The sequence below is a fragment of the Pseudoalteromonas sp. T1lg75 genome (genome assembly GCF_002964705.1).
Taxonomy (GTDB): Bacteria; Pseudomonadota; Gammaproteobacteria; order Enterobacterales; family Alteromonadaceae; genus Pseudoalteromonas.
Genome location: NZ_PQCD01000055.1, coordinates 14,239 through 40,185, shown reverse-complemented (window position 1 = coordinate 40,185; position 25,947 = coordinate 14,239). Strand labels below are relative to the sequence as shown.

The window sequence follows — 25,947 nt, the reverse complement described above, 5'->3', positions numbered from 1 at the left end:
AATGCCCTTATCCTTGCTCGTTGATGACGCTAACCGGCATGCCCGGGAAGAAGATACGAGCCATGCCCTCGACGATCACCTTATCGCCGGCGCTCAGGCCGCTACGGATAATCCACAGGTTTTCAATTTGCTCACCTTTTTGTTGGCGATACCATTCGCCGACCTCAACGGGAGCGGGGCGGGCTATGGTAGCTCCTTGCTCATTGGTGGCAGCAAGATAAACGAATTTGCCGGTGCCATTATCGAGCACGGCTTTTTGCGGGACGGCAAAGGTGCCCTTGTGTTCAGCGCCTAGCAACTCAACCTGGACGAACTGGCCCGGGCGCAGGCTAAAGTCCGGGTTGGCGACTATGGCCTGAAATTCAGAGGTGCCGGTATTGGCATTAATACGCACATCGGTAAAGTTAACCGTACCCATATGCTCATACAGGCTGCCGTCTTGTAATTTTAACTGGGTTTGCCATTGGCCATCCGCAGGCAAGGTTAGTTCGCCACGCTTTTGCGCCTGGCGCATCATCAGTTGTTCGCGCTCGGACAGGCCAAAGCGCACCCGCACCGGGTCGAGTGCGGTGATCTGCGTGAGTAATACCTCGGGGCCGGACACATAGGTGCCTTCCGATACCTGCTCACGACCCATGATGCCGTTAACCGGCGCCTTTACTTGGGCATAGTCGAGGTTGAGCTTGGCTTCGCGTAGTTGCACTTCGCTGGCATTGAGATCCGCCTCGGCGATATCGACGCTGGAACGGGCATTGTCATAATCGCGCTGGGAAACCGAATTGTCTTCGCGCAGTTTGGCCAGACGTTTGCTTTCTTTTTGTGCTTGTTCTAAACGTGCTTCGGCGGCGGCGAGTGCGGCCTGAGCCTGCTCGTAGGCGAGCTGATAGGGTGCTAAGTCAATGGTAAAGAGCGATTGCCCGGCGCTGACCTTTTGCCCTTCGGAGAAGTTTCGAGACTCAAGCACGCCACTGACGCGGGCGCGAATTTCAACTTCTTTAGAGCCCGATACCGTGGCTGGCAATGAGATCACAAAGGGCGCGTCGATAGGGGTGACGGCCAGTACTTCGACCTGGGCTGGAGGCATGGCCTGTTGTTGCTGCTGCGCGCCTTGCTCACAGGCACTTAATAGTAAGCTGGCGGTGAGCGCCAAAGACGCGGAGCGGGCGAAAGAATTAACTAGGTTAGTTCGCATAAGATAAGCGTTTCCCTGTGCAAGTTATATGGTATTTACGAGCCGCCGAGGCGGAATACTTGGCATCTTCAGGCTGTTATCGCATGGTAAAAAAGCCGCCGTAAATAAAGCGTAGCGTCGATTCTCGAAAGAATGAATCGCACTTTGCGAAATGTAATTATTGTAACCCAATGGTCACCAAGTAAACGAAAGTGTATACTTTTTTTTAATTTAGGTATACTTTTTCGTTTACCAACTATCTTCTTAGTGCAGTTTAGTTATACTGCCGAGCGTTGACATAAGGGGCAGCACATGAGTAGTACAAAACAACAAGCAGTGATCGGCGCAGCCATTGCCTTGTTTGCCCAACGCGGGCTGGCAGGCACGACCATGGAAGCGGTGGCCACTAAGGCCAAGGTATCAAAGCGCACGCTGTACAAATACTATAGCAACAAGGAACAACTTTTTGACGGCGTTGTCGATTTGTTGATTGAGCGTATTCGCCCTCTACAAGACAACCCTTTCTGCATGCAAACGCCGATTAAAGAGCAGTTGCAAAAGTTAGCCGATGTTGCACTGAGGCTGACTCAGGATAAGGACTACTTGACCTTATCCCGTATTATTTTGATCGAATCATTGCGTTCGAAAAAACGCGCGGCCATGCTCGATGAGCGCTTTAAGCATTGTGAGCAGGGCATTAAAGAATGGTTCGAAGAAGCCCACAGCAAGGGCGCGCTTAAGGATATTGCCCCCGATACCGCCGCCGTGGTGTTTTTTGGTGGCCTCAAAGAGTTGGCATTTTGGGAGCAATTAATCGCCTGGAAACCTCCGGTCGATAAAGCTAAGCTCGACGCCCTGGTCGAGCTTAGTAGCAAGATGTTTGTTCAACCGCCGTTGAAATAATCGGGCGTGCCGTGTGCTTCTATGCCTTCACTGAGACGCTCTAGAGCCACGGCATAGACGGCGTCGCGAAAGTCCATGCCGTGTTTGTCTACCAGATCATTGGCGCGCTTAAAGGCGCGTTGCATTACCTGGCTCAGCTCATCGCTGACCTTTTCTCTTTCCCAGCGTTGACCACAGCGATTTTGCGTCCATTCAAAATAGCTGACGGTGACACCGCCGGCGTTGGCAAGAATATCCGGGATTACTATCACCCCTTTATTTTTCAAAATGGCATCGGCGTCACTGGTCACCGGGCCGTTAGCAATCTCCACTATGTAACGGGCTTGAATGGCTGCGGCGTTTGCAGCCGTGATCACCCCATCGAGAGCGGCGGGGATCAGGATATCGACGTCACTGACCAAGAGTTCGGCATTACTGAGGCGTTGGTGCTCTAGGGCCTCGCACACCGAGCCTTCGCAATACACGGCTTTGAGCTCCTTATGCTGTTGCTTTTGCCGATAAACACTGTCGATATTCAGACCTTCCTGACGATAAATAGCCCCTTGCGAGTCACTGACCGCCACCACCTTATAGCCGTCATTGGCGAGCAGGCGCGCCACATGGTAGCCGCCGCTGCCAAAGCCTTGGACGGCAACGCGGGTTTCTTGTGGCGTAAGCTGGTCGCGTTTTTCCAACTCCTTGATGCACAAATAGGCGCCGCGGCCGGTGGCATCGTCTCGTCCTAAACTGCCGCCCAGGGCGATGGGCTTGCCGGTGATCACTGCGGGGTTTTTTACCCGGGTTATCTTTTCGTATTCATCCATCATCCAACCCATGATCAAGGCGTTGGTATAGACATCCGGAGCGGGAATATCGCGCTCAGGACCAATAAAGTCGGCCATGGCGCGCACGTAGGAGCGGGATAAGCGCTCTAGTTCAAAGGGGGAGAGGGTTTTTGGGTCGACACAGACGCCACCCTTGGCGCCGCCAAAGGGAATACCCACCACCGCGCATTTTAGCGTCATCCATAACGCCAAAGCCTGCACTTCATCGGCGTTGACCTGAGGGTGAAAACGTATCCCGCCCTTGGTGGGGCCGAGCACATTATTGTGTTGACAGCGATAGCCGGGGAAGTAGTGAATATGGCCATTGTCCATGCGCACCTCAACATTGACGTGCAACATGGCATTGGCATGACTTAGGGCACTGATCACCTGATTAGAGCACTGGGTGAGTGCGCCAATGCGCTTTAAGCGCGCGACCGCATCGTTAAATACCTGACCTAGCATAGCATCTCCCAAACAGCGATTTTTTAGATAGAGGTTTGATTTGTCTTGTTTTGCCCATACCTAAGAGTAGGTTGTCCTTTGCTGAAATAACAACTGAGCGGGGCAATATGATGATTTGTGGGTGAGCTTATTGTGCGTGCGTTTTTGATAATCTGGGTGGCAGCGGTCACACTCGTTTTGGCGAGTGCGCTTGGTGCTGGGCAGTTTTCGCAGCAGAGTTACTCACCTGCACCAACGGCACTGTGTGTCGCGCAGCAAGTGCAAAGTACTGTCCCTTGTATCACCTCGGCGTTTGGTATGGATATGGATGCCAAGCAGCATCAAGCGCCCACGTCTCATCCGGTACAACTGCCCCAGCGAGCCATGGGCTCGCACCCAAGCTATTTTTTACATCCCGAGCAGCAACCCTTGTATCTGCTTGCCTACACCCTGGCGCAACAAGACGAGCCTAGTCGCCTGGACAAGATCAGGTTGACGCCAAGGACCGACTTACCCTGGTATATGCATACGTGTCTACCCAACAGTGGCTTGCTTGACAACTGCAAGGCCGCCAATCTCACCTATCGCAGCCGTCTGCTGTACGACTCTCTGCCTGGTTAGCGGATCGGCTAACGACCCGCTTAACAACCTATTTAGCGGCTGGAACAAGTATCCAGCAAACGTTTAATTCCTTGTTTACAGACCTGTTTAGGCTGCGCCTGTTTACAAGGATGGCAATTTTTTACGCTTGTTATGACAAGTGTAAGGTAGAGATTATGAATAATAAAAACAGCTCGTTATGGCGAGCTAAGCGTGGCATGGGCGTATTTACCACCCTTGCCCTCATTGTGATATTGGCACTGAGTGCCTTACCCAATTTATACCCCAATACCAAGGTAATTTCTGTCAATAATCCAGAGGGAGCGCTGGCCTTGGTTCAGGTCGAACGCTTGCTCGAGAGCCAAGGTTTCCCTGTACAAGGTGGCCACTTTGACCCCCAGGCACAGAGGTTATGGTTGACCCTGGAAAAACCGAATAACAGCGCCGCGGCGGCCGGGGTATTGCGACAACACTTAGCGGACGCCGACGTCAAGGTGCAAACACAAGCGACCACACCGAGCTGGATGCAAAGTCTAGGCTTAGCGCCGATGAAACTGGGTTTGGACTTAGGGGGCGGCGTGCTTTTTGTCCTGCAAGTCGATACCGACCAAGCCATGGCGCAGCGTATTAAATCCATTGCAGCGGATGCCAATACTCTTAGGCGCACCCATGGAGTGCGAGGCGTGAGCATAGACACTGGGGATCATGCCCTGGTGCTGCGCTCCCCACTGCGTTCGGCGGCTCAGGGCGAGCAATTACAAGAGCAGCTGCAGCAGCTGTATCCACAATTGCATGTTACGCGCGAGCAAAAGGGGGATTTTGTCTATTACACACTGCATTACCCCGCGGCCCAACAGCAGCTTTTCGCCCGTGAGGATATGGCTCAGGCTCTGGCCACCTTGCGCAAGCGCATTGAGGAGCTGGGGATCACCGAGGCTGTGGTGCAGCGTCAGGGAGAGCAGGGCATTCGCATTGAGTTGCCCGGCGTCCAAGACCCGGCCGAGGCCAAACGTATCATAGGTGCTACCGCTCAGCTCTCATTTCACGGCTTGCAGCAGCAAGGTGGCAAGCGGGTGTTAACCCAAGAGGGAGACCGAGTGGCCATCGATGCCAAGGCCATATTTACCGGCAATGATATTACCGGAGCACAGGCCGGACGCGATGAGTGGGGCCAAGCCATGGTGCAGTTGCAGCTCTCATCCCAGGGCGGCGATAAAATTAATCGCTTCTCGCGCGCCCATATCGGTGAGCCCATGGCCACCTTGTACAGCGAGTATGTGCAAGGCGCCGATGACAATGTGCATAAACGTGAGGAGGTGATCTCAATTGCCACCATCAATGAAGCCTTGGGAACGCGTTTTAGTATTACCGGTCTGGGTTCCTGGCAGCGGGCGCAGGATCTCGCCCTGGTGCTGCGTTCCGGTTCTTTGGAAGCGCCGATCCGCATCATCAAGGAACAAACCATGAGTCCGAGCCTGGGCGAGCAAAATATCAATAATGGCCTTAATGCCTTATTGCTTGGCTTTGCGTTGACCCTGGGATTTATGCTGTTTTGGTATCGCCGATTAGGTGTGGTGGCGAACCTGGCGTTGATGGTTAATGTCGTCAGTTTACTTGGGCTGATGTCCTTGTTGCCCGGGGTGGTGTTAACGCTGCCGGGGATCGCCGGCTTGGTCCTAACCATAGGCATGGCGGTTGACACCAATGTCATCATCTTTGAGCGCATCAAGGAGGAGCTACGCCTGGGGCGCACTCGCTTGCAGGCACTGCAGCGAGGTTATCAACACGCCATGAGCAGTATTATCGATGCTAATCTCACCACCTTTATCAGCGCCTTGGTGCTGGTGGGGGTGGGTTATGGTCCGGTCAAAGGCTTTGCCATTACCTTGGCCCTGGGTATTGCCACCAGCGTCTTTAGCGGTGTACTGGTATCCAAATATCTTTCCTATTTGTTGTTTAACTGGGCGAAAGAACCGGCTAAGCACCCGACCAAGGAGTTCCATCATGGCGAGTAATTTTAAATCCGTGCGCAAATTTGGCCTGTGGTTGAGTGTTGTGCTTATGGTATTGAGCCTGTTGATCATCACTCTTAAGGGCGTACCCTTGGGGCAGGATTTTACCGGCGGTTATGTCAGTGAATTTGCTCTGCCTCAGTACGTCGCCCAAGAGCAGTTAAACCAAGTGCTCGGCAGCTATATTGATGGACCATTTCGCTTAACCGAGCGGGGCCTGGGGCAATGGTCGGTATTTCAAACGCCCGAGGCGGGACGCGCCAGCGGCGATTGGCTGGCGAGCTGGTCGGTGCACAGCGGTGCAACCGTGCTTGATAACAGCTTCTTGGGTGCCGCCGCCGGCGATGAACTGATAGAGCAGGGAATGATGGCCTTGTTATTTGCTACCCTGGCGGTGATGCTCTACCTCCTTGGTCGTTTTGAATGGCGCTTAAGCGTGGCGGCAACCCTGGCGCTGGCCCATGATGTGATTATCACCCTGGCGCTGTTAGCCTTGTTTGAGGTGGAATTTACCTTAACCGTGCTGGCGGCTATTTTGGCGATCATAGGTTATTCACTCAATGACTCCATAGTCATAGGCGATAAGGTGCGCGAAATAGTGCGCGCTAAACCCGAGCAAAACGTATCCAGAAGCGTGAATGAGGCCATTTTTGCCTCCATGAGCCGCACCCTGATCACCTCCTTGACTACCTTAACCACCATTATCAGTATTTGGATGATGGCGGGGGCGCCGCTGCGTGGCTTTGCCATCACCTTGTTTATTGGTGTCCTGGTGGGCACCTGGTCGTCGGTATTTATCAGTGCCACCTTGCCCCAAAGCCTGGGGTTAAGCAGTGATAATTATCTGCACAAGGACAGTGAAGAGGTCAAAAGGCAATTGGCTGAGCCCTAAGCGGGTATAAAAAAGGGGAGTCTAGGCTCCCCATCTTATTTTTGAATTAGTCGCTGCCACGCCCCAGCATACGACTTAAGGTTTTATCTTTATCGATAAAATGGTGTTTGATGGCCGCGGCGATATGCACCAACAGGGTCACAAGCAACAGCCAGGCCGCCGGGCCATGAATATCGTGCCCAAGGCTACCCATCCATTCGATTTTTTCACTCTTGGGATAGAGCTCAAAACCAAATAAGGCCGCACCATGGCCGCCGCCAATACTCATCATTAATCCGGAGATGGGCATTAACAAGGTGCCTATCAGCAGCACCATATGCACGCTCTTAGCGGTCAACTCCTGCACCTTGCTAAGCTCGGCAACATGGGTAATTTCACCCTCTTTAAGGCGCCAGAGCAAGCGCGCAAAGGCAAAACAGAGGACGGTAATGCCAAAGGATTTATGCAGCGCCAGCATCTCTAGCTTTTCATCCCCCTTGGGCAGCTCCTCAACATACAGGCCAAATGCCAATACACCGATAAACAACAGGCCGGTAAGCCAGTGCAACACTATGGTGGGAGTCGAGAGTTTATTGTCCATATTTAATTCTCAGGTTGAGCGAACTAAAATCCAGTATGGGTGAGATTTGTGTCAATTTCGACAGCATTTAGCGTAAATGTGTGTAAATTTTACGCAAAGCGGATCTGGATCATATTTTCTTAGGTGTTGGGTGCTAATTGACGCCGATGGGCCCAAACAAGCGAATGGCCAGCATAAAGGTAATTGCCATAAATAGGGTGGAGATCATAGATACCACAATGGGGATGGCGATAACTTGCCATAGCTTTAGGATCAGCACTTTTCTTAATACAAAGGCAAAGAGGATCACCGAAGCGATAAGGGTTGTGGGCTCGACAAAATTTAGCAGGTTGCTCACCCAGCCGCAGGCGAGTTGAATGGCTAAAAAACTGACCGTCAGTGCAATGGCCCTTTTATTGACTTCGTCTTTCACCCGTAGATAAGCCAGGACAAAACGAAAGCCAATAAAGGTGCCAACAAAAAAGGTGAGTAAAAAAAGTGGCTGTAGCACTGAAGGGAATGCCCCGATCGCTTAGTTAAGTTGCTTAAGACTAAGGATAGACAACAAAAGCGAGTTTATTACCATCGCCATCGCGCACATAGGCGGCATAAAAGCCCTCGCCATATTGGGGTCGATAACCCGGCTCACCGACATCTCTGCCGCCATTTTCCAAGGCCATTTTGTACAGGGCCACAACCTGCTCCGGTGATTGCAGCCTAAATGCCGTCATGGTGCCGTTGCCGACGCTGGCGGCACCACCATCGAATGGGTAGCCGATAAAAAAGCGTGGCACCGACTCATCATCGACAATGCCAAAAGAGGCGCAGGTATCGTCTTGCCAACATATTTCCATGCCCATTTGCGCAAATAATGGCTTGTAGAAATCTATTGCCCAGGGTAAATCGCTCACTCCTATCATGGTGTAGGCAATCATTTAATTCTCCTTCGTGGCTTAGTGCACAATCGTAGAGTGAGTATATGCAAGGGGTTGAATTTGTTGTAGAGAATTATCAGTTTTACGGTCGGGGAGGAAACTTTTCCGGCGTTTTGCCGAGCATCATACATACTATGAAGGGAAAAATTTATGCGTCCGCTTGGAGATGTCGCTTGAAAAAGCCGTTAGAAACAGTCGGCTTTGTCCACTAAAGGTTAATCCTAATAAAAATGTAAAGGTGCGAGCTGCACCAAGGAGAATAAAGATGAGTTATGTTGATGGCTTTGTCTGTGCTGTGCCAACGGAAAAACGAGAAGAGTATCGCCAACACGCGAAAATAGCCGCTGGGTTGTTGAAAAAGTTTGGTGCCGAGCGCGTGGTGGAAACCTGGGGGAATGATGTGCCCGATGGCAAGCTCACGTCTTTCCCCATGGCGGTGCAATGCAAAGATGACGAAACCGTGGTGTTTTCCTGGATCCGCTGGCCTTCAAAAGAAGTGCGTGATCAAGGATGGGAAGAGTTTATGAAAGACCCCAGTTGTCAGGAGCAGCTTAACCCCATGCCCTTTGATGGTAAGCGAATGATATACGGTGGTTTTGAGACCTTGCTTGATGAGTAATGGAATGCTATTGAGCTAAAAATAACAAAGGGGCAGGCGCCCCTTTATTATTTAGTCAAATCAAGATACCAGCTCTTCGTTTTCCACCCGGATCCAGTCTTTTTCATCCACCCAGTTTTGTTTGCCGTCGCCCAGGGTACGTATGGGCACGATATAGTCGCAGCTGATCTGCGGTTTAACCGAGGCAAAGATGGGCACAAAACCAAAGCTTAACGCGGTTTCGATAATGGCCTGTTGGTTTTGCGGGTCGATATCGGCGGCCTCATCAATATACAGGGGCACGCGGTACTGGCTTTTCTCTTTATCCGACAGCAGATGGCGAATAAACAACATGCCGCACAACAACTTGATGGTAATACGGGTACCGTTTGAACCGGCCGAGTCGATTTTGTCGAAATACTCGGTGTCGCCAGCGCGGTTAACCACCTCAAAGCGGATATCGAAGAGATCGCTTAGCGTCAGTCCCGCCTTGTCGGAAGCCAGCTTAATCAATTGATCTTTGGCCTCATTCACCTCACTTTCGTGTACATGCTGCTCCGCCAATAAATCCAGGCTATCCCCTTGCTCATAGAGATCTGAGGTAGCAAGGATAGTATCTATGCTTTGGACCAGCATTTTTCTTGGCACCACCTCAATCTTAAAGCCTTTGAGGTTTGAGATCTGGTGCTCGCTAATGCCCTGATTAAACAGGCGCATTTCCGATGTTAAGCGGTTCAGATCCTGGCGCAGCCCCTTGATGGTGGCGGCCACATCGGTCAATGCCACCCGAGCCTGACGATTGACCGCCTCGCGCTCATTATCCAGGTTGTGATAGGCGCTGATCAGCTTTTGGTATTTGCTCAGCTCGTCGCTTTCGTTATCAAATTTGGTGATCCCGGCGTTGTAGATATGCAAATAGGTGTTGCGCACATTGATATCGAAGTTGCGCAGCTCCTGACAATCCTTGTTAAAGCCGTGAATGGTGTCGGCCAGGGCATCGAGATCAAAGGTGATATCGATAAGGTAGGGGGTCACCTTACCGCTGATAAAGTCCAGGGTGTGATCCAAGCGCTCGCTCTTAACCTGTTGCAAGCGGGCTTTTTGACGCTCCAACGCCTCTTTTTTGGAGTTAATAATGGCGCGGCGATCGGCAATGCCGGCGGCGTTTTGTTGCACTTCACTGAGATGGGCATCCACTTCTTCCTGCTCACCATTAAGGCTTTCTTGCAGGGCCTGTTGGGCCTCGGCAGAGCGTTGCATGACCTGGTATTGCTCAAAGCGTTTGAGCGCCGCTTCCTGGGCCATTAGTTGCTCATACAGAGCATCGCGCTCGGCCTGTTTACCGGCGACATCGGCGGCAACGTCACGTTGGGACTTAAGGTCATTCAGTGAGCGCTCAAGGGATGCCAGCTGCTCGCTTAGTTGCGCCTTATCGGCGCCGCTTTGCATCTGTACTACCGGCAGCTTCTTTAGGGAGATGGTCGCGCCCGGTACCACCAGCTCACCGCCGCGCACGGCCTGGCTTAGCTCGGATAAAAATGCGCCGAAGGCATCCTCATCGTCAATATCGATCTCGCCGCCATTACTGGTGGCAAAAGACAGCAGATCCGGATTGAGGATGCGCGAAATTTCTTCCACTTCTTTGAGCGATAAGTCCTCGCGCATGCGGGTAAAGAGGTTGTACTCCAGGTTTTTCAGCTGAAGTTTCAGGCTCTTGATCTGCTTTTGCGTCTCTTTAATACGAAAATCCAGGGTATGCAGGCTCTGGCCCTCGGCGCTTTTAAGCGAGTGGGACAGGGCTTCATACTCTTGTTTAAGCGCTTTTAGGTCACTTTGCAAGGTGGCGCTGTTGGTCAGCTCAAACTCAGTATGCAGGGCGTCGAAATCGTTAAACCAGGCCGCCAGCTCGGTGAGCTTGCGCTCAATATCCCGTGATTGTTGCACGTAGAGGCGCTGCTTTTGCTCGAATTCTTCCTTCTCCTGAGAGATTTCTTCAAGCTGCTCGGCCAAGGTGGCGTGCTGATCCTCATAAAAGGTATCGAACTCGGCCAGGGCCAAGTCGATTTTCGGCGCATAGGCACCTAGCTTGCCTTTAAGGGCACTTTGGTGATCCAACATACTTTCCAGCGCGGCGATGGGCTCTTGCATGGTTTCCAGGGCATTGAGCTCACGACGGGCGCGATTAACCTTGTCGAATGCCCGCTGCCAAACCTCGTAAAAATCGACATGAGCGTTGGACATATGGCGCTCAAACACACGCATCATAAAGCGTTTTACATCGCTGGCGCCAAGTTTATGCAGGTTGAGCATGCGACGGAAGATTTCTTTATAGGTGGCGGCGTCGCTGACATTATTGAGCGGGATCATGCGCAGGTTGATGTCGCCATCGAACGGCGTTGCGCCGCCTATCAATAGGGCATTGAGTTCCTGCGCCTTGAGTTCGATGGGGCTAAAGCCCTTGTCCTTAAGATGATTGAACAAGCGGGTGTATTTGACGATGCGCTTGTTGTCGGTAAAGTCATCGAGGTTCAGCGCGCCGTTATAACAAAAGAACTGATGGGCAAAGCCGGCTATTTTGCCAAGGCCCGCCACACCTATGACCACCTTGCCATGGGGCAGGTCGGCCTCAAGCAAGATATAGGACTGGTCGGAATTAAAATAGAATTTGCGGGTTTCTTCTAAATCATGGCCATCCCATTCGGTCAGGCGCAAGTCATTGATAAGGGGAAACTGCAGGGCGTTTATTACCGAGCTTTTACCCGTGTTGTTTGGCGCGCAAATAGAGCTGCTTTTATCCAGCGGGATCACGCATTTGGCATAGCCCGCGGTATTTAACAGGGCTAGTTTACTCAGACCATGTAATTGCTGCATTTATAGCTCCTCGGCGCTTTCAAGCGCGTCTTCATTTACTTCTAACAGGGCATCGAGATAGCGGTGAATGGGGGCGAGTAAACGAAACACGCTTTCCTTGTCTTTGGCCTTGGCCATCCCCAGGCGTACCATGCGCATTAGCACATCCTTGCGTAAGTCGGTGCCGGAGAAGATCTCCAACTGGTCATAGAGTACCTTGTTGTGCAACACCAACTCCTGACACAGCTCTAGGTCGACGTCTTTGTCGAACAGCGCGCGCATAGGATCCTGCCCCTGGTTGGCGTAGTGCTCAATCAGGGTATAGATAAACAGCGCAATGGCTCGGGAGATTTTTCCCATGTTGGCGGTGCCTTCATCGGTGGCAAAATGGAAAAAACCACGGGCATCGTGCACCAGGGTGTGACCTAGGGCACTAAAGAGGGCGGCGTATTGCGCTTGTTGCTGGTCGAGCTCCTGCCAGGCAAGGTTGTCCTGCTCGCTGATATGATAGCCGCTGACCAGTTTCTTATTGATGTAGTGCAGCTGCGTAAGCTGGGTTAAGTCTATGGTGGTCATAATTCTTCGCTACTCTTTGTTGTTGTCGCATCACTGGCATCGATAAAGGGATACAAGGCAAAGCGCTTGCCGGCGATGGTTTTAGTTTCAAGCTGTTCGCTTTGACTCAGGGTCAGCGATGGGTCGTTAATCAGTTTTTGATACAGGTATAACAGCTCGTCGGACTCCAGCTCAGGATAATGGGTATCGAGCACATCGATAAGCTGCTGCCTACGGGCTTTGCTGTTGCCCTTGGCGGGTTTAAACAGGGCGCGAACATCTCTGAAGCTGGGAATATTTGGGGCGCGATAGGGCTCGGCGGCACTGGCGTCGGGCATTTCAAAGTCATGCTCCTCAAACTCGCTTAAGCCGGCCATATAGGCCACCAGTTGTGCATTGCTGCCGAGTTGGTGATGCATGGGCTCGCTGGCAAAAAACGGCTGATGAGCGCTCATCACATTATCCAAACCGCGTTTACGAATAAGCCCCAGCACCTTAGCGGCCTGGCGGGTGACTAGGGTGTTTTGTCTTAACTCTTCACGCAGTGGCATCAGTATGTCGGCACTTTGGCGTAGGCTTTCGCGGCCTATGTGGTGCATATCCAGAATACGGGTGCGCAGTTGCTCCAACATGCGAATGGTGTTGGTGTCGCGGCCACTTTGTTTAAGGTGTAACAGGTGTTCGGTGAGGCCTAACTCAATGGCGTCGAAGCAAATTTGAAAGGCACCGCTGATATCGAGCATTTCCAGCATGGGCTCTATGTATTCGTCAAAGGCCTCGATCACCGCCTTATAACGTTTACTCAGGGACATGCTCGAGCCGTTGGCCTTGGCCTGCTCGACCAGGTTATAAATGGCGTTTTCATTGTGCTTATAGAGTTTGACGATTTTACGTACCCGTTCATCCATAATACGGGTGTAGCGGCTGATATCCGCGTAATCATCGTCGCTCACGGCCTTGGAGAGTTTGGTGCTCAAGCGCTCCAAGTCTTCCACCAAGACATGAATTTCAGCGGCCACGCCAAGGCTTTCATCTTGCAATAAATAGGCGGCAAAATCGCTGACCGCACGGTTGATCTCCAATTGCGATGATTTTGCTAAGGGAACAAGAATGTCTTGGCTGAGCAGGCGGTTCGTTTCTTTGTAAATTTGGGCGCCGGAATAATGGGGAAAGTGCTGTTTTATGATGCTTTGCACTTCCTTGATGCTAAAGTCACCCATTTTGAAACGTTTCATCAGGGTCTCAAGCACCGGCCATAGCTCCGTCAGCGTGTTGAGCACGCGTTTCGCTATTATCATTATGTTTTATCTTTGTGCTTGGCAATAGGCAGGGATTATAACCAAAGGTACAAAAGGGGAAAATAGCTTTTCGTTGTTACTTTACGTTTACGGCAAGCGTTGTTTTAGGTTGACAAAAATTATGTAAAGAAATTGTCATTTACCACGAATTGGTAATAGCTCCTTTGCCATATGAATGTTAGAATTCGCGCCGCTTACAGACTGTAACCGTCTGTTAATAATTCATGGTATCGCTAAGTTTGTTATTTGTACATCAGGGTATTTTTGTACCACCAATAAACTTAGCCGTACTTTTTTAAATCGCTTGTCGCAAGGAATAATACCCAAAATGGTCAGTGCGCTCATCTTGACGCTCATTGCCGTGGCGTTTGTGCTTATTGTTGTGGAAGACGTCATCCATGTAAATAAGGCTAAAACCACGCTGTTTTTCGGCACTTTGTGCTGGATTATCCTCTTCATCTCGCCCCTTCACGGTCATTCCCTTGACCATATTAAGCATGAACTCAATGAGAACATTTTAGAAATAGCGACCTTGTGGCTGTTTTTAATGGCGGCCATGACCTTTGTAGCCTATCTCAACTCCAAAGGGTTTATTCAAAATTTGGTGCAACGGGTACTGCCAAGTAAGATTAGCGAGCGCAAGCTGATGTTCCTTATCGCTGGTTTTGCGTTTTTATTCTCATCGATTTCCGACAATATTACCGCGACTCTAGTTTCGTTGGCGGTGGTGATGTCGTTGAAACTCGATGGCCGCAAGCTGGTAAAATACGCGACCTTGATTATCTTTGCGGTTAACTCCGGCGGCGTGTCGCTGATCACAGGTGACGTAACCACCTTGATGATCTTCCTGGCCGATAAGGTGACCATAGGCAATCTGTTGTTATTGATTGCTCCTGCGGCCTTTAGTGTACTGGTGCTGGCGACCTTGTTATCGATGAAGATGCGCGGCACGGTGACCTTTTCTCTGGGCGAGCGCAAACCCATAGAAAAAACCGACATCACCATAGCGGCAATTTTCCTTTCGACAATCGTCGGCACCCTGACCATGAGTGTGATGTTTCAAATTCCGCCCTTGTTGACGTTTTTATTCGGCTTATCCCTGATGTTCCTAACGGCGCAATTCTTGATGCGCAAAAAGGATGTAAACAAACAGATCATCGACTATATCCGTGAGATAGAGTACGACACCTTGTTGTTCTTCGTGGGTGTGTTGTTACTGGTTGGCGCGCTAAAAGAAGTGGGCGTGCTGGCCCAGTTTACTCATCTGTATGAGGTGTTAGCGCCAAGTCAGGCCAACTACCTGATGGGGCTACTGTCGGCAGCGGTCGATAACGTACCTTTAACTGCGGCCCTGCTTAAAGCCGATATTCATATGGATACCCAGAACTGGCTGGCATTTACCTATGCTACCGGGGTAGGCGGCTCCATGCTGGTGATTGGCTCGGCGGCGGGTATTATCGCTATGAGCAAGGTGCGCGATCTGACCTTCGGCAGCTACCTGCGTAACAGCTTCTATCTGTTGATAGCCTACTCGGTGGGTTATGTGGGCGCTTTTTACATGGGTTCATTCGTGTAACGGCGACGGCATCTGCGTTTTCTATAAAGGCCATCTGGGCTTAAACCCAGGTGGTCTTTTTGTTTAAGGCGCACTTCTAAGCGCATCCACATACCGCTTGGTACAATTAAAAGCCTTTCAACCATTGCCGCGTACTTAAACTTACAGCACTATGAACATATCAGGTAACTTATTGACCAGATTAATAAAGGAGGCTTATGCGTATTGCGGTTTTTGGTGCCGGCTCGACGGGCTGTTATTTAGGGGCGCTCCTGAGCGCGGCGGGGCTCAAGGTGTCCCTGATATGCCGGGCACGAATTAAAGACGCCATTGTTAACAACGGCGGCATTCATATCAGCGACTACCAGGGGCTGGATAAAACCCTGATGCCCGAAGAGCTGCTTACCGAACCTCAAGGGCAGCGCTTTGATATTGTCTTTGTCACCCTAAAATGTCATCAATTACCAGCCGCGCTGCCACAGTTGTTGGCCATCACCGATGAGGACTCCGAGCTGGTGTTTATGCAAAATGGCCTTGGCAGTTTTGAGGCCATCAAGAACCAGTTCGGGGCGCGCAGCTGTGTGTTTGGTATTACTCCATTCAATGTGCTGCAGCAGGGCGCGCACTTTCATAAGGGCACCGAGGGTGAATTTGTATTTGCCAAAACCGCCCGCACAGAGCAAATAGCCAAGGCCCTGCGAGAACATGGGGTTAACTGTGAATTAGAGGCTCAGATGGAGTCGGTGATCTACGGCAAGCTGTTATTAAATCTCAATAATGCTCTTAATGCCGTGGCCGATATGCCCATTAAGCAAGAGCTGGAAAATAAAGCATTAAGACACGTGTTGGCGGCGGCCATGCGCGAATGGCTTGGGGTCTGTAAGGCCATGAACATCGAGCTGGCGCAGTTTACCAAGGTCAAGCCGGCTTGGGTGCCGGTGATTTTGAGCTTACCTAACTGGCTATTTAAGCGTGTTGCATCGGCCATGTTGGACATTGATCCCAAGGCGCGCTCGTCCATGTGGGAAGATATTCAGGCGGGACGCAAAACGGAAATCGCCTATCTCAACGGCGCCGTGGTCGCACTTGGTCAGCGGCACGCGGTAGCCACTCCCGTAAACTCGGCCATTGTTGCCTGTATTGAAAAGTTAGAGCGGGGCGGTGTTGTTAAGCTTGCCGATTTGCTGCTGGCCGCCAAGCAAAAATAAAGTGCCCATGCTCGACCTAAGGGTGATTGACATCCAGCCATCCAAACGTTAAATTGCTTGCCTAGGTTTGCGGTTCACACCGTAAACCCTTAGCAGAAGAGGTGCGATAGCTAGGTAGTAAACGTGAGGCAGACGTAGGCCCATGACCGTTTATGAGGGAGACTATCGCCGAGGAAGTACATTGCTCGTCACAATGACTTTCGGTTCTTGAGGCTGAATCCTCGGAACTGTCACCTGTTTGGGTGGAGGGCTTCTGGCAATGGACATACCTTTCTTTTTAGTCTTGCCAAGTTCTCCTGATTGTATTTGAAAAATAACCTATTTTTCATCTCGGAGAGAAAATGAATCAGGAATTTACCGTCGCCAAATTCGGCGGCACCTCAGTGGCCGATCATGCAGCGATGAGCCGTTGCGCCGACATTATCGCCAGCGACCCGCAAGTGCGCATCGTCGTTGTCAGTGCCAGTGCCGGGGTGACCAATCATCTGGTCGCCTTGTGTCAAACTGGGCTTAGCACTGAGGAGCGCCAGGCACATATCGATGGTGTTATCGCTATCCAACTGAATATCATTGAATGTCTGAGCCTGGACGCGGATTTAGCCCATGGCTTCGATAGCACCCTTAATGATTTTAAACACGCCGCCCAGCACCCGGCACAAATCAATGCGCACCGAGATGAATTGCTTAGCTTTGGCGAGCGTTTATCTTCGTATCTATTTACCCAGGTGCTGCGCGATAAAGGCGTAGCCTCAAGTCGCTTCGACGTGCGTTCGGTACTAAAAACCGACGGCCAGTTTGGTAAGGCGCAGCCGGATATAACCCAAACCAAGGCGCGAGCTCAGGCCGAGCTAGTACCACTTTTAAGCGAGCAGGTGGTGGTGACTCAGGGCTTTATCGGCTCTGATGAATACGGCGATACCACTACCTTAGGTCGCGGTGGCTCGGACTACAGTGCCGCCTTGTTGGCGGAGGCTTGTGGTGCCAAAAACATCCATATTTGGACCGATGTGATTGGCATTTACAGCACGGACCCGCGTCTGTGTAACAAGGCTAAGCCCATTGCCCATCTGACCTTTGACGAGGCTGCGGAAATGGCTACATTTGGCGCCAAGGTATTACACCCGGCGACCATTCTACCCGCAGCGCGCAGCGGCATTGGTGTATTCGTTGGCTCCAGCCAAGACCCTCAAGGGGGTGGCACCTGGATTGAAAAAGTGCCCAGCAGTGAATTGATCGCTGGCGTACGCGCGGTGACCCAGCGTAAGAATCAGCTGTTGCTGACGCTCAAGAGCCCTGAAATGCTGCTCGCCAGCGGCTTCTTGGCGCGGGTGTTTACCATTCTTAGCGAGTATAAGATTTCCGTAGATTTGGTCACCACGTCGGAGATAAGCGTAGCCGTAACCCTAGATAACGCGCCTAATGCCAGCCGCCCTGAGCTTGATCAGGAAGCCCTGGAGCGTTTAGGTGAGTTTTGTCATGTCAGTGTGGAAACCAATCTTGCCTTGGTAGCACTGATCGGCTCCGAGATTCAGTTACGCCAAAGCGAACTGAACCTGATGCGGGTGCTCAGTGATTTTGATATTCGCCTGATTTGTCATGGGGCGTCAAAGCACAACCTGTGCTTCTTGGTGGAGCAATCACAGTCGGATACCGTGGTGCAGGCTATTCACCAGCAGTTGTTAGAGCAAGGTCGATAAGTTCGACCTCGGTCTTGGCGGTGATCAAACTGAGATCGAAATGCCGCCAGGGCTGGCAATAAACCTGGGCCGGGAAGCGGTCAAGCAAGGGCAGTATGGGCTGGCTTAACAGCGTGCTGATACTTTGCTTGGCGGCCTTGGCATAGGCCTCTTTTAACGTCCACACCCGAAAAAAAGTATCAACATCGTCGCCTATATCCCGGGCTTCCACCTCAGGGTAAAAATGCGCCGCCAGCTTTTCAAAGCGCCGGCTTGCATCTCGCTTTTCAATATCCACGCCCAATAAAGATTGCTGGTCCTGAGTCATGGCCACGGCAATATGGCCGTGCGAGTGGCTGATCACTACATTGACATCCAATAATTGTCCGTCGATATAGAGCTTTAGCGCTTTTTCCTGCTCGTTAAACACACTCTGCCAACGTGTAAGGGGGATGTGCGCGTATTGCGGAAATAGGTGCTGCGCCAGGGTCTTGATGCAATAGCGGCTACTTAGGTATTCGCGTTTGGCCTGGGGTTGTTTACGCCTGTTGAGCACCTTGAGTTCGCCTGGATGCAGGTGGGCTTCATTGAGCTCAATGGCGGCACTAAGGCACAGTAAGACTTTTTCCGATATCGGCACAGATGGAGTGCTCTTTGGTAATGCGGGAAAGCGATAAGCTGCATTAAACATGGGATGAATGGTCCGATATGGTTGGCGGCGACTACTTTGTTAATGGTAAGTGTGGTTTAATAGCGGCAAAACAATAACAGATATCAATAAGAATGACGAATAATCGTGACGGCTTTCAAAGTCGCATAGGATTTGTGCTGGCAGCTGCCGGCGCTGCAGTGGGTTTAGGAAATATATGGGGGTTTCCAACTCAAGCTGCAAACCACGGAGGCGGAGCCTTCCTACTTGTTTACTTTATCGTAATTTTTGCCTTGGCACTGCCCGCGCTCTTTACCGAGTTATATCTGGGCTATGCGGCACAGGCCAACCCGGTTCAGGCGCTTAAACGTGCCTGGCAGAACAAGGCACCCAAGCTTGGCGCTGGCGCCGGTTACCTGGGCCTGGGCGGTGCGGTGGTGATGCTGAGTTTCTATTCCATCGTGGCCGGCTGGATGCTGGCTCACGCCTTGGCGCCGATTGCGCAAATGCTCGATATGCCAGCGGCGGCCGAGTTTCTAAGCAATGATTCCTTGACTCGCAACCTGGTATTTACGCCCTTAATGCTGGTGTTGACCGCGAGCATTATTTTGCAAGGGGTGAAGTCGGGTATCGAAGCCTGGTCACGACGCCTAATGCCTTTGCTCTTAGTTCTGTTGGTGGCGCTGATCTTCTATATTGGCTCACTTGATGGGGCGGCAGAGGGCTTTGCCCATTATCTGAAGCCGGATTTTGACAAGGTGTGGGATGCGGATTTGATTATCGCCGCCATGGGACAGGCGTTTTTCTCCCTGTCGCTTGGGGTGGGCTGTATGATGATCTATGGCTCTTACCTTAAGCCGGGTGCTAACCTGGGGAAATTGACCTTAAGCGTTGCCGCACTCGACACCTCGGTGGCGTTTTTAGCCGGTTTACTGATCGTGCCGGCCATTTTTGTCGCCAGCCATAACGGCGTCGAAGTGTTTGCCAATGGCAAGCTGATCGGCGAGGGCCAGCTCATCTTTGCGGTCTTGCCGCAACTGTTTGAAGCCATGGGCACCATGGGTCTGGTGATCGCGTTAGCGTTTTTCGTGCTGATGTCTATCGCCTCCGTGACCTCGACCATTTCTTCGACCGAGATCCCGGTGGCCTTTTTGGTGGAAAACCATCAAATGGACCGTAAGCGTGCGACTGCCTTGGTGACCTTAGTGGTGGCCATCGCCTCAGGCACCATCATTATGAACTTTGACTGGCTGTTTGGCTTGGTGATCCAGGTCTTTACCCAGTACCAGTTGCCGCTGATGGGCTTGTTCTACTTCCTTACCCTGGGCTGGGTGTGGAATCGTGGCAATAAACTGGCCGAGTCGAACCACCCGGGCATTAAAGCGCTGTTGTGGTATATCCGTTTGGTGTGCCCAATTTTGATGACCGCCGTGTTTATCAATGTCGCGATGAAATAATCCTACAAAGCCAACTAGAACGAAAAAAGGGATATGCTGTCATATCCCTTTTTTTGTGCCTGTTGAAACGCTTTAAGCCTATATATCCAGTACCTGATTGGTGAGGGTGTCGCCCTTGGCGAATTGGTGCAGGTTAAAGTAAGTGGTCTGTACAATCTGTTCCAGCGCTTCTTGGGTGAAAAAGCCCTGGTGGCCGGTGATCAATACGTTTTTAAAGGTGAGCAGACGGGCAAACACATCGTCTTGAAGAATTTCTTCCGATCTGTCTTTAAAGAATAATTCGGACTCCTGCTCATACACGTCCAAGCCCAAATAACCAAGCTGTCCGCTTTTAAGCGCCTCGATACAGGCCTTGGTATCGAGCAGGGCACCGCGGCCGGTGTTAATGAGCATGACACCGCGTTTCATCGTCGCCAGGGCAGGTTTGTTAATGATGTGATGGGTTTGCTCATTGAGTGGACAATGCAGGCTGATGATGTCGCTGTTGGCGAGCAGCTCGTTTTGCGATACCAGAGTAAAGGCCCCGGTGGGTGCGGCCGGGTCGCTGACCAGCACCTTGGCACCAAAGCCGTTGAGTATTTTTACCAGCGCCTGGCCAATTTTACCGCAACCGATCAGGCCCACGGTTTTATTGTGTAGGTTAAAGCCAAGCAGGCCGTTGAGGTCGAAATTATCCTCGCGCACCCGGTTGTAGGCCTTATGGGTTTTGCGCGCTAAGGTCAGCATTAGGGCTACACTGTGCTCGGCCACCGCCTCCGGGCTGTAGGCCGGCACTCTGGCCACGGCTATGTTATGTGCTTTGGCCGCCGCCAGGTCGACATTATTAAAGCCAGCGCAGCGCAGCAGGATAAGGCCGATGCCAAGGTCGGCCAATTTGCCTATGACCTCGGCATTGAGGTTGTCATTTACGAAAACACAAACGGCGTCAAAGCCTTTGCTAAGGGAGCAGGTATGGACATTAAGGCCGACATCGAAATATTCGATATCTACGTCTGCGGGGCAGAGTTCATCAAATACCTTTTGTTCATACCTTTGCGAGCTGAATAGGGCTAATTTCATCAAGTTGACTCTCTATCACCGACCTTAGGGTGTCGGGTTTGGTACGTGGCGCGTAACGATTTACCAGCTGTCCTTGAGAGTTTATGAGAAATTTAGTGAAATTCCATTTTATTGCCCGATTTTGGGCAATGCCACGGGTATGCTCTTTGAGGTAATTAAACAGTGGATGGGCGTCCGGGCCATTGACCATGACTTTACTAAACAACGGAAAACTAACATTAAATGTGCTTTCACAAAAGCCTTTTATGGTGGCGTTGTCGGCAATTTCGTGGCGCCCAAACTGATTGCAGGGAAAGCCTAAAATTACCAGGCCCTGATGTTGATAGTCTTGATAAACGCGCTCCAGTGCGCCGTATTGATGAGTGAAATTACAGCTGCTGGCGGTATTGACGATTAGCACCACATGTCCTTGTAGTTGTTTAAATGAATAGGGTTGGCCGTCGATAAGTGTGGCGTTGAAATGGTAAATACTATCCATTGAGTGCTCCCTTGCTGAAAACCAGACGTTTTTAGCCTTTGCCTTTGATATACTGTGTGCGTTTTTTCGAGGCTAGCAGGCAAATAGGTCAGAATTATGTCAAAAAAATGTACCTTTATCGGTCTAGGGGTTATGGGCTATCCCATGGCGGGTCACTTACAACAAGCGGGATACGATGTATGCGTGTATAACCGCAGCGCCGAAAAAGCGCAAAAGTGGGTTGAGCAATACGGTGGACGCAGTGCAGCGACGCCAGCGCAGGCAGCCAGTGGCGCCGAATTTGTATTCGTGTGTGTGGGCAATGACGATGATGTGCGCAGCGTGATTTACGGTGATGACGGTGCACTTGCAACCATGGCGCCGGGCAGCTATTTGGTCGATCACACCACCACCTCTGCGCTATTGGCCCGTGAACTGGGTGAAGCGGCTAAAGAAAAGCAGGTGGCCTTTATCGATGCGCCTGTTTCCGGTGGCCAGGCCGGTGCCGAAAATGGTGTATTGACCGTAATGTGTGGTGGTGATGCGGATGCGTTTGCCGCGGTGCAGCCGGTAATGGCGCCATTTAGTCGTTTTAGCGAATTGCTTGGTCCTATTGGCAGTGGCCAGCTGTGTAAAATGGTCAATCAGATCTGTATCGCCGGTGTGGTACAGGGTCTGGCGGAAGGTTTACATTTTGCCAAAAAAGCCGGGTTAGACGGTGAAAAGGTTGTGGAGACCATTTCTAAAGGCGCGGCCGGCTCGTGGCAGATGGAAAACCGCTACAAGACCATGTTGCAGGGTGAGTACGAGTTCGGTTTTGCCGTTGACTGGATGCGCAAAGACTTGGGCATTGCCCTGGATGAGGCCCGCAACAATGGCGCGACCCTGGCGCTTACGGCCTTGGTTGACCAATACTATGGTGATGTGCAGGCTATAGGTGGCAATCGTTATGACACTTCCAGCCTGCTTGCGCGTCTAGAGAAGCTAAACCCTAGCGACTAAGGTGCAATTAACCCAAGGCTTTTTTTAAAGGCTTTGGGCGTAATGATACAGGGCCTTGAGTACCGCCATGTTGCGCTCATTGCCCTCGTTCTCATGCACCAGATTCTCTAGGCTGAGCATAAAGTCCTGAGCATTGATGGACGGGCTGTCTTCGCCGTGCATCAATTTGTTTTGGCAGTATTTACGCCACGAATCCAACTCTGCCGGCGTGAGGCTCTCGGGCCAATTGCGGGCGCGATAACGGAACAGCATGGTGGCAAATTTCGGGTCTTCAAAATCCAGTTCCAGGCTCGCCAGCTCCACCGGTGAGCTGCTGCGGATCACATCGAACTTGGCCTTATCGCCGTTGCTGATAAAGCCGCTGTAAAGCTGATAATCCACATTCGTGGAGGCGGCAAATTCACGGCTTTCATTAAAGACTTCGGCTACCTTTTCACGCAGCTCGGGATGCGCCTGTAAAAACTTCAAATGCGCCAGGCATTGCTCTCTGTCTATGCCCAGACGTTCGGCGTTTTCCGGTAACAGGGTTTTTGCTGGCGCGAGAATAGGGCACTTGTTCACATGTACCAGCTTTAAGCCGATGGGCGCCTGACCCTCGGGCAGCTCGTCGTGGCGGGTATAGAGGTACTCGCGCAATTGCTCCACGGATAAATCGAGCAGGGGCTGGGGGTCTTGTGTCAGGTTAAAGCAAACCACGGCATTTTTATTGCTCGGATGGAAGCTCATGGGTGCTATCCAGGTGGTGCAGCCCTGCGTTGCCGGAATGCGCGATGAAGTATGCACCAGGGGCGTCATATTGTAGACATCGACCAGCTGCAACAGCGCTTTTTTATGGCGCAGACCGAAAAAGAAGTTGTACAGCTTGGGCTGGCGTTCTTTAACCAGCTTGGCCAGGGCAATGGTGGCCTTAACATCACTTAAGGCATCGTGGGCATCGGCGTGCTCTATGCCGTTGGCCTTGGTGAGCTCTTCTAAGCGAAAGCTGACGCTGCCGTCTTCTTTACGCGGCCAGTTGATACCCTCAGGGCGCAGCGCATAGCAGGCACGCACCAGGTCGATAATGTCCCAGCGACTGTTACCGTTTTGCCATTCCCTTGCATAGGGGTCATAAAAGTTACGATACAGGGTGTAACGGCTGACTTCATCATCGAAACGAATGCTGTTATAGCCGGCCACACAGGTGTTGGGCTGGCTGAATTCTTCGTGGATCTTGGCAATAAACTCCGCCTCGCTCAGGCCGTGGCGCAGCGCATGTTGCGGGGTAATGCCTGTGACCAGGCAGGCCTCGGGATGAGGTAAATAGTCAGGCGCCGGACGACAGTATTCAATCAGCGGCTCGCCGATAATTTTCAGCTCCAGATCGGTACGAATACCGGCAAACTGGCTCGGCCGGTCTTTTTGCGGGTTGGCCCCCCAGGTCTCGTAGTCGTGCCAGTAGATTGTGCTCTGCTCGTCGCCGTTATGCGCCATTGTCGATCCTTTCGCCTAACTTGTCGTGTAACCGCGTAACCGCATGTTACTTATGATTTCCGTCATTATTACATAGCAAGTCATAGTCACAAAGCTTGGGCTACACTTTGCTAGGACGTGAATAATAATTAGCCAGGAGATACCTATGGAATTACACGGAAGCTGCCTATGTGGTGGCGCCAGCTACAGTGTGAGCGGTGAGGTGAGTGGTTTTTATCTTTGCCATTGTCATCGCTGCCAAAAAAGTACGGGCTCCGCTCATGGTGCCATCGTCTTTATGGATGCGGCTCAGCTTGACTGGATGCGGGGCGAGCAACTCTTGACCCGTTATCGTGTTGACGACAGCCGCCATGAAAAGTGTTTTTGCAGCGTTTGCGGCTCCTCCTTGCCCTTGTTAGTTGAGGAGTTGGGCGTGGTGATGGTGCCCGCCGGCAGCGTCGATAATGGTGAGCTGCCCCAGCCCAATGCCCATATTTTCACTTCGCGCCAACAGGGGTGGCAGCAATATATTGCCTTGTTACCGACCTATGAGGAATATCCGCCCAAAGAGAGCAAATAACTGAATACTGTCATTATTCTGTTATGAAGCCATGATATAAGCTTCCATAATTATTTAGCATAAAGAATGGTGTTACGGTCGTATGCAGTGGCCGTAACCGTGACCTAGGAAGTAGTGTGCGTCTTATTCTTGTAGTTATGTTTTTCTCTCTGCCGGCCTACGGCAAACTTGATGTCAGGCAGAGTACGCAAAATTATCCCGTCTATGCCGACGTGTTGAGTGAATTGCTGGTCGCGGTGGATTCTGCCTCGCCGGTGAAACGCGGTACTCGGGTCGAGCATGGTTATACTCACCATCAGATCGGCTGGGAGTTTTGGTTTAATAGCCGGGCCCGTCAGTGTCAGGTGAATAAACTCACCACCAGGGTAGAAATCGAATATACCTTACCCAAGCTAGATAGCTACAGCGAGGCGGTGAAGAAACTCTGGTCCCGTTGGTATCCACACCTGGCCGAATATCAGCGTAAGCAGGGGGTGATGATTATTGCCGCCGCCGAGCGTCTCGATAAGCAATTAGAGGCTTTACCCCAGCTGGGCAACTGTCGAATCTTGGAACAGCAGGCGCAGCGCATCAGCGAGCAGGTACAGAACGAGTTGGCACTGGCGTTGGAGCAATTACAACAGCAGACCGAATTTGGGCGCTCGGAAAATGCCTGGCTGGTGGATCACCTTAACTAGGCACCACCAAGGTTCGGCTTATTAAGCTTGAGTCCGAGCGGGGCGTAACATGTGAGCGGCGCGCATCAGGGCAAGCACCATTAGCACAAATAACGCCTCAATCGTCCAGCTGACGAGCAGGGCAAAAATAACCGCGCTGGCCAAGGCCTCAAGATTCAACTGAATTTGCGGCGTGTAATTGTGCCAGACCTGGATGCCTATGCTTGGCACGGGGGAGCGCACCAGATGCAGATAGGGGTATTGGCTAAATTCATTGAGGGCGTTTTGCAGCGTCTCACTGCGCTGTAACAGGGTGGCGAGATTATCGCCGCCTTTGGCATACACCGGGTCGGCGCTTTGCTGATAATGGGCCAATAACTTGGTGAGGGAGCCATCAAAAAACTGCTCGGCATCGTCTTTAAAAGGCGCTACCGCGGCGTTGGTCTCAACCATGGCCGCACGTAGCGCATGTCCATAATCGTCTTTAAATCCAGGTACCTGAAGGCCAACTAGCGCGGCGATAAAGAATACGCACAGACGTAAGTAATTACGGCACCAACGGACGATATTTAACATCAT

General features: G+C 51.6%; 25 protein-coding genes and 1 riboswitch. Of the genes, 12 read left to right on the top strand and 13 right to left on the bottom strand.

Annotated features, from left to right (window positions below):
* Positions 1–7: 7 nt before the first annotated feature.
* Complete coding sequence (locus C2M36_RS14740; RefSeq protein ID WP_105255561.1) at positions 8–1,192, bottom strand: efflux RND transporter periplasmic adaptor subunit; 1,185 nt, start codon at positions 1,190–1,192, stop codon at positions 8–10.
* A 291-nt stretch (positions 1,193–1,483) separates the two neighbouring features.
* On the opposite strand from C2M36_RS14740, the gene C2M36_RS14735 reads away from it, so the two are divergent.
* On the top strand, positions 1,484–2,074 hold the full coding sequence (locus tag C2M36_RS14735) for a TetR/AcrR family transcriptional regulator (protein WP_105255560.1): 591 nt from the start codon (positions 1,484–1,486) through the stop codon (positions 2,072–2,074).
* On the opposite strand, the gene C2M36_RS14730 is transcribed toward C2M36_RS14735, so the two are convergent.
* Positions 2,056–3,342 carry a Glu/Leu/Phe/Val family dehydrogenase gene (locus C2M36_RS14730; RefSeq protein WP_105255559.1) on the bottom strand — a complete coding sequence of 429 codons (1,287 nt, stop codon included), beginning with the start codon at positions 3,340–3,342 and terminating at the stop codon, positions 2,056–2,058. The two genes, C2M36_RS14735 and C2M36_RS14730, sit on opposite strands and share 19 nt — an antisense overlap.
* A 117-nt stretch (positions 3,343–3,459) precedes the next feature.
* Between C2M36_RS14730 and C2M36_RS14725 the strand changes: the two genes are divergently transcribed.
* The 3 genes from C2M36_RS14725 (at position 3,460) to secF (ending at position 6,825) form a co-directional block, all read left to right on the top strand.
* Positions 3,460–3,942, top strand: a complete 483-nt coding sequence (locus C2M36_RS14725) for a hypothetical protein (protein ID WP_105255558.1) — start codon at positions 3,460–3,462, stop codon at positions 3,940–3,942.
* A gap of 155 nt (positions 3,943–4,097) precedes the next feature.
* On the top strand, positions 4,098–5,936 hold the full coding sequence (gene secD, locus C2M36_RS14720) for a protein translocase subunit SecD (protein ID WP_105255557.1): 1,839 nt from the start codon (positions 4,098–4,100) through the stop codon (positions 5,934–5,936).
* Entirely contained in the window at positions 5,926–6,825 is a 900-nt protein-coding gene (gene secF / locus C2M36_RS14715) for a protein translocase subunit SecF (RefSeq protein WP_105255556.1), read from the top strand. The genes secD and secF overlap by 11 nt, the downstream gene beginning before the upstream one ends.
* A 46-nt stretch (positions 6,826–6,871) precedes the next feature.
* Here secF and C2M36_RS14710 read toward each other — a convergent pair whose 3' ends face one another.
* From C2M36_RS14710 to C2M36_RS14700, 3 genes are all read right to left on the bottom strand, one after another.
* Positions 6,872–7,405, bottom strand: a complete 534-nt coding sequence (locus tag C2M36_RS14710; protein ID WP_105213568.1) for a cytochrome b — start codon at positions 7,403–7,405, stop codon at positions 6,872–6,874.
* A gap of 133 nt (positions 7,406–7,538) precedes the next feature.
* The gene (locus tag C2M36_RS14705) at positions 7,539–7,895 is read right to left on the bottom strand and encodes a hypothetical protein (protein WP_105255555.1); all 357 of its coding nucleotides are present in this window, start codon (positions 7,893–7,895) and stop codon (positions 7,539–7,541) included.
* Positions 7,896–7,935: 40 nt separating this feature from the next.
* A complete protein-coding gene (locus C2M36_RS14700) occupies positions 7,936–8,319 on the bottom strand; it encodes a VOC family protein (RefSeq protein WP_105255554.1) in 384 nt (127 codons plus the stop codon).
* Positions 8,320–8,584: 265 nt separating this feature from the next.
* On the opposite strand from C2M36_RS14700, the gene C2M36_RS14695 reads away from it, so the two are divergent.
* Complete coding sequence (locus C2M36_RS14695) at positions 8,585–8,938, top strand: DUF1428 domain-containing protein (protein WP_105255553.1); 354 nt, start codon at positions 8,585–8,587, stop codon at positions 8,936–8,938.
* 60 nt (positions 8,939–8,998) lie between these two features.
* On the opposite strand, the gene C2M36_RS14690 is transcribed toward C2M36_RS14695, so the two are convergent.
* From C2M36_RS14690 to C2M36_RS14680, 3 genes are read right to left on the bottom strand one after another with little or no spacing between them, the layout of a single operon-like run.
* Positions 8,999–11,788 carry an ATPase gene (locus C2M36_RS14690; protein ID WP_105255552.1) on the bottom strand — a complete coding sequence of 930 codons (2,790 nt, stop codon included), beginning with the start codon at positions 11,786–11,788 and terminating at the stop codon, positions 8,999–9,001.
* Positions 11,789–12,343: a condensin complex protein MksE gene (locus tag C2M36_RS14685; RefSeq protein ID WP_105255551.1), complete on the bottom strand. Its 555-nt coding sequence runs from the start codon at positions 12,341–12,343 to the stop codon at positions 11,789–11,791.
* On the bottom strand, positions 12,340–13,620 hold the full coding sequence (locus C2M36_RS14680; protein ID WP_105255550.1) for a hypothetical protein: 1,281 nt from the start codon (positions 13,618–13,620) through the stop codon (positions 12,340–12,342). The genes C2M36_RS14685 and C2M36_RS14680 overlap by 4 nt, the downstream gene beginning before the upstream one ends.
* Positions 13,621–13,948: 328 nt before the next feature.
* Between C2M36_RS14680 and nhaD the strand changes: the two genes are divergently transcribed.
* The 3 genes from nhaD to lysC all read left to right on the top strand — a co-directional run bounded on the left by nhaD (position 13,949) and on the right by lysC (position 18,080).
* Positions 13,949–15,196 carry a sodium:proton antiporter NhaD gene (nhaD, locus tag C2M36_RS14675; protein ID WP_105255549.1) on the top strand — a complete coding sequence of 416 codons (1,248 nt, stop codon included), beginning with the start codon at positions 13,949–13,951 and terminating at the stop codon, positions 15,194–15,196.
* Between the two features lie 197 nt (positions 15,197–15,393).
* Positions 15,394–16,383, top strand: coding sequence for a 2-dehydropantoate 2-reductase (locus tag C2M36_RS14670; RefSeq protein WP_105255548.1), 990 nt, complete (start codon positions 15,394–15,396; stop codon positions 16,381–16,383).
* An 88-nt stretch (positions 16,384–16,471) separates the two neighbouring features.
* Positions 16,472–16,644: riboswitch (Lysine riboswitch) on the top strand.
* Between the two features lie 80 nt (positions 16,645–16,724).
* Positions 16,725–18,080, top strand: coding sequence for a lysine-sensitive aspartokinase 3 (gene lysC / locus C2M36_RS14665; protein WP_105255547.1), 1,356 nt, complete (start codon positions 16,725–16,727; stop codon positions 18,078–18,080).
* Here lysC and C2M36_RS14660 read toward each other — a convergent pair.
* Positions 18,046–18,750: a 4'-phosphopantetheinyl transferase family protein gene (locus C2M36_RS14660; protein WP_105255546.1), complete on the bottom strand. Its 705-nt coding sequence runs from the start codon at positions 18,748–18,750 to the stop codon at positions 18,046–18,048. The genes lysC and C2M36_RS14660 overlap by 35 nt on opposite strands.
* 92 nt (positions 18,751–18,842) lie before the next feature.
* Here C2M36_RS14660 and C2M36_RS14655 point away from each other — a divergent pair, with 92 nt between their 5' ends.
* Positions 18,843–20,165, top strand: a complete 1,323-nt coding sequence (locus tag C2M36_RS14655) for a sodium-dependent transporter (RefSeq protein WP_105255545.1) — start codon at positions 18,843–18,845, stop codon at positions 20,163–20,165.
* A 78-nt stretch (positions 20,166–20,243) separates the two neighbouring features.
* On the opposite strand, the gene C2M36_RS14650 is transcribed toward C2M36_RS14655, so the two are convergent.
* Positions 20,244–21,224: a 2-hydroxyacid dehydrogenase gene (locus C2M36_RS14650; protein WP_105189601.1), complete on the bottom strand. Its 981-nt coding sequence runs from the start codon at positions 21,222–21,224 to the stop codon at positions 20,244–20,246.
* A complete protein-coding gene (locus C2M36_RS14645) occupies positions 21,190–21,702 on the bottom strand; it encodes a glutathione peroxidase (RefSeq protein ID WP_105255544.1) in 513 nt (170 codons plus the stop codon). Before C2M36_RS14645 ends, C2M36_RS14650 begins: the two co-directional genes overlap by 35 nt.
* Before the next feature lie 96 nt (positions 21,703–21,798).
* On the opposite strand from C2M36_RS14645, the gene C2M36_RS14640 reads away from it, so the two are divergent.
* Positions 21,799–22,683: an NAD(P)-dependent oxidoreductase gene (locus C2M36_RS14640; RefSeq protein ID WP_105255543.1), complete on the top strand. Its 885-nt coding sequence runs from the start codon at positions 21,799–21,801 to the stop codon at positions 22,681–22,683.
* A 24-nt stretch (positions 22,684–22,707) separates the two neighbouring features.
* Here the strand turns inward: C2M36_RS14640 and sbcB are convergent, their stop codons facing one another.
* Entirely contained in the window at positions 22,708–24,153 is a 1,446-nt protein-coding gene (sbcB, locus tag C2M36_RS14635; protein WP_105255542.1) for an exodeoxyribonuclease I, read from the bottom strand.
* 145 nt (positions 24,154–24,298) lie between these two features.
* On the opposite strand from sbcB, the gene C2M36_RS14630 reads away from it, so the two are divergent.
* Complete coding sequence (locus tag C2M36_RS14630; RefSeq protein WP_105255541.1) at positions 24,299–24,712, top strand: GFA family protein; 414 nt, start codon at positions 24,299–24,301, stop codon at positions 24,710–24,712.
* Positions 24,713–24,828: 116 nt separating this feature from the next.
* A complete protein-coding gene (locus C2M36_RS14625) occupies positions 24,829–25,389 on the top strand; it encodes a DUF922 domain-containing protein (RefSeq protein ID WP_158678961.1) in 561 nt (186 codons plus the stop codon).
* Positions 25,390–25,410: 21 nt separating this feature from the next.
* On the opposite strand, the gene C2M36_RS14620 is transcribed toward C2M36_RS14625, so the two are convergent.
* Positions 25,411–25,947: a DUF2937 family protein gene (locus tag C2M36_RS14620; protein ID WP_105255539.1), complete on the bottom strand. Its 537-nt coding sequence runs from the start codon at positions 25,945–25,947 to the stop codon at positions 25,411–25,413.

Coding starts and splice junctions, on each gene's coding strand:
- C2M36_RS14640 (WP_105255543.1), top strand. CDS start 21,799: ATGTCAAAAAAATGTACCTTTATCGGTCTAGGGGTTATGGGCTATCCC.
- C2M36_RS14620 (WP_105255539.1), bottom strand. CDS start 25,947: ATGATGTTAAATATCGTCCGTTGGTGCCGTAATTACTTACGTCTGTGC.
- C2M36_RS14695 (WP_105255553.1), top strand. CDS start 8,585: ATGAGTTATGTTGATGGCTTTGTCTGTGCTGTGCCAACGGAAAAACGA.
- C2M36_RS14740 (WP_105255561.1), bottom strand. CDS start 1,192: ATGCGAACTAACCTAGTTAATTCTTTCGCCCGCTCCGCGTCTTTGGCG.
- secD (WP_105255557.1), top strand. CDS start 4,098: ATGAATAATAAAAACAGCTCGTTATGGCGAGCTAAGCGTGGCATGGGC.
- C2M36_RS14645 (WP_105255544.1), bottom strand. CDS start 21,702: ATGGATAGTATTTACCATTTCAACGCCACACTTATCGACGGCCAACCC.
- C2M36_RS14630 (WP_105255541.1), top strand. CDS start 24,299: ATGGAATTACACGGAAGCTGCCTATGTGGTGGCGCCAGCTACAGTGTG.
- C2M36_RS14670 (WP_105255548.1), top strand. CDS start 15,394: ATGCGTATTGCGGTTTTTGGTGCCGGCTCGACGGGCTGTTATTTAGGG.
- C2M36_RS14710 (WP_105213568.1), bottom strand. CDS start 7,405: ATGGACAATAAACTCTCGACTCCCACCATAGTGTTGCACTGGCTTACC.
- secF (WP_105255556.1), top strand. CDS start 5,926: ATGGCGAGTAATTTTAAATCCGTGCGCAAATTTGGCCTGTGGTTGAGT.
- lysC (WP_105255547.1), top strand. CDS start 16,725: ATGAATCAGGAATTTACCGTCGCCAAATTCGGCGGCACCTCAGTGGCC.
- sbcB (WP_105255542.1), bottom strand. CDS start 24,153: ATGGCGCATAACGGCGACGAGCAGAGCACAATCTACTGGCACGACTAC.
- C2M36_RS14700 (WP_105255554.1), bottom strand. CDS start 8,319: ATGATTGCCTACACCATGATAGGAGTGAGCGATTTACCCTGGGCAATA.
- C2M36_RS14685 (WP_105255551.1), bottom strand. CDS start 12,343: ATGACCACCATAGACTTAACCCAGCTTACGCAGCTGCACTACATCAAT.
- C2M36_RS14655 (WP_105255545.1), top strand. CDS start 18,843: ATGACGAATAATCGTGACGGCTTTCAAAGTCGCATAGGATTTGTGCTG.
- C2M36_RS14660 (WP_105255546.1), bottom strand. CDS start 18,750: ATGTTTAATGCAGCTTATCGCTTTCCCGCATTACCAAAGAGCACTCCA.
- C2M36_RS14730 (WP_105255559.1), bottom strand. CDS start 3,342: ATGCTAGGTCAGGTATTTAACGATGCGGTCGCGCGCTTAAAGCGCATT.
- nhaD (WP_105255549.1), top strand. CDS start 13,949: ATGGTCAGTGCGCTCATCTTGACGCTCATTGCCGTGGCGTTTGTGCTT.
- C2M36_RS14650 (WP_105189601.1), bottom strand. CDS start 21,224: ATGAAATTAGCCCTATTCAGCTCGCAAAGGTATGAACAAAAGGTATTT.
- C2M36_RS14690 (WP_105255552.1), bottom strand. CDS start 11,788: ATGCAGCAATTACATGGTCTGAGTAAACTAGCCCTGTTAAATACCGCG.
- C2M36_RS14735 (WP_105255560.1), top strand. CDS start 1,484: ATGAGTAGTACAAAACAACAAGCAGTGATCGGCGCAGCCATTGCCTTG.
- C2M36_RS14680 (WP_105255550.1), bottom strand. CDS start 13,620: ATGATAATAGCGAAACGCGTGCTCAACACGCTGACGGAGCTATGGCCG.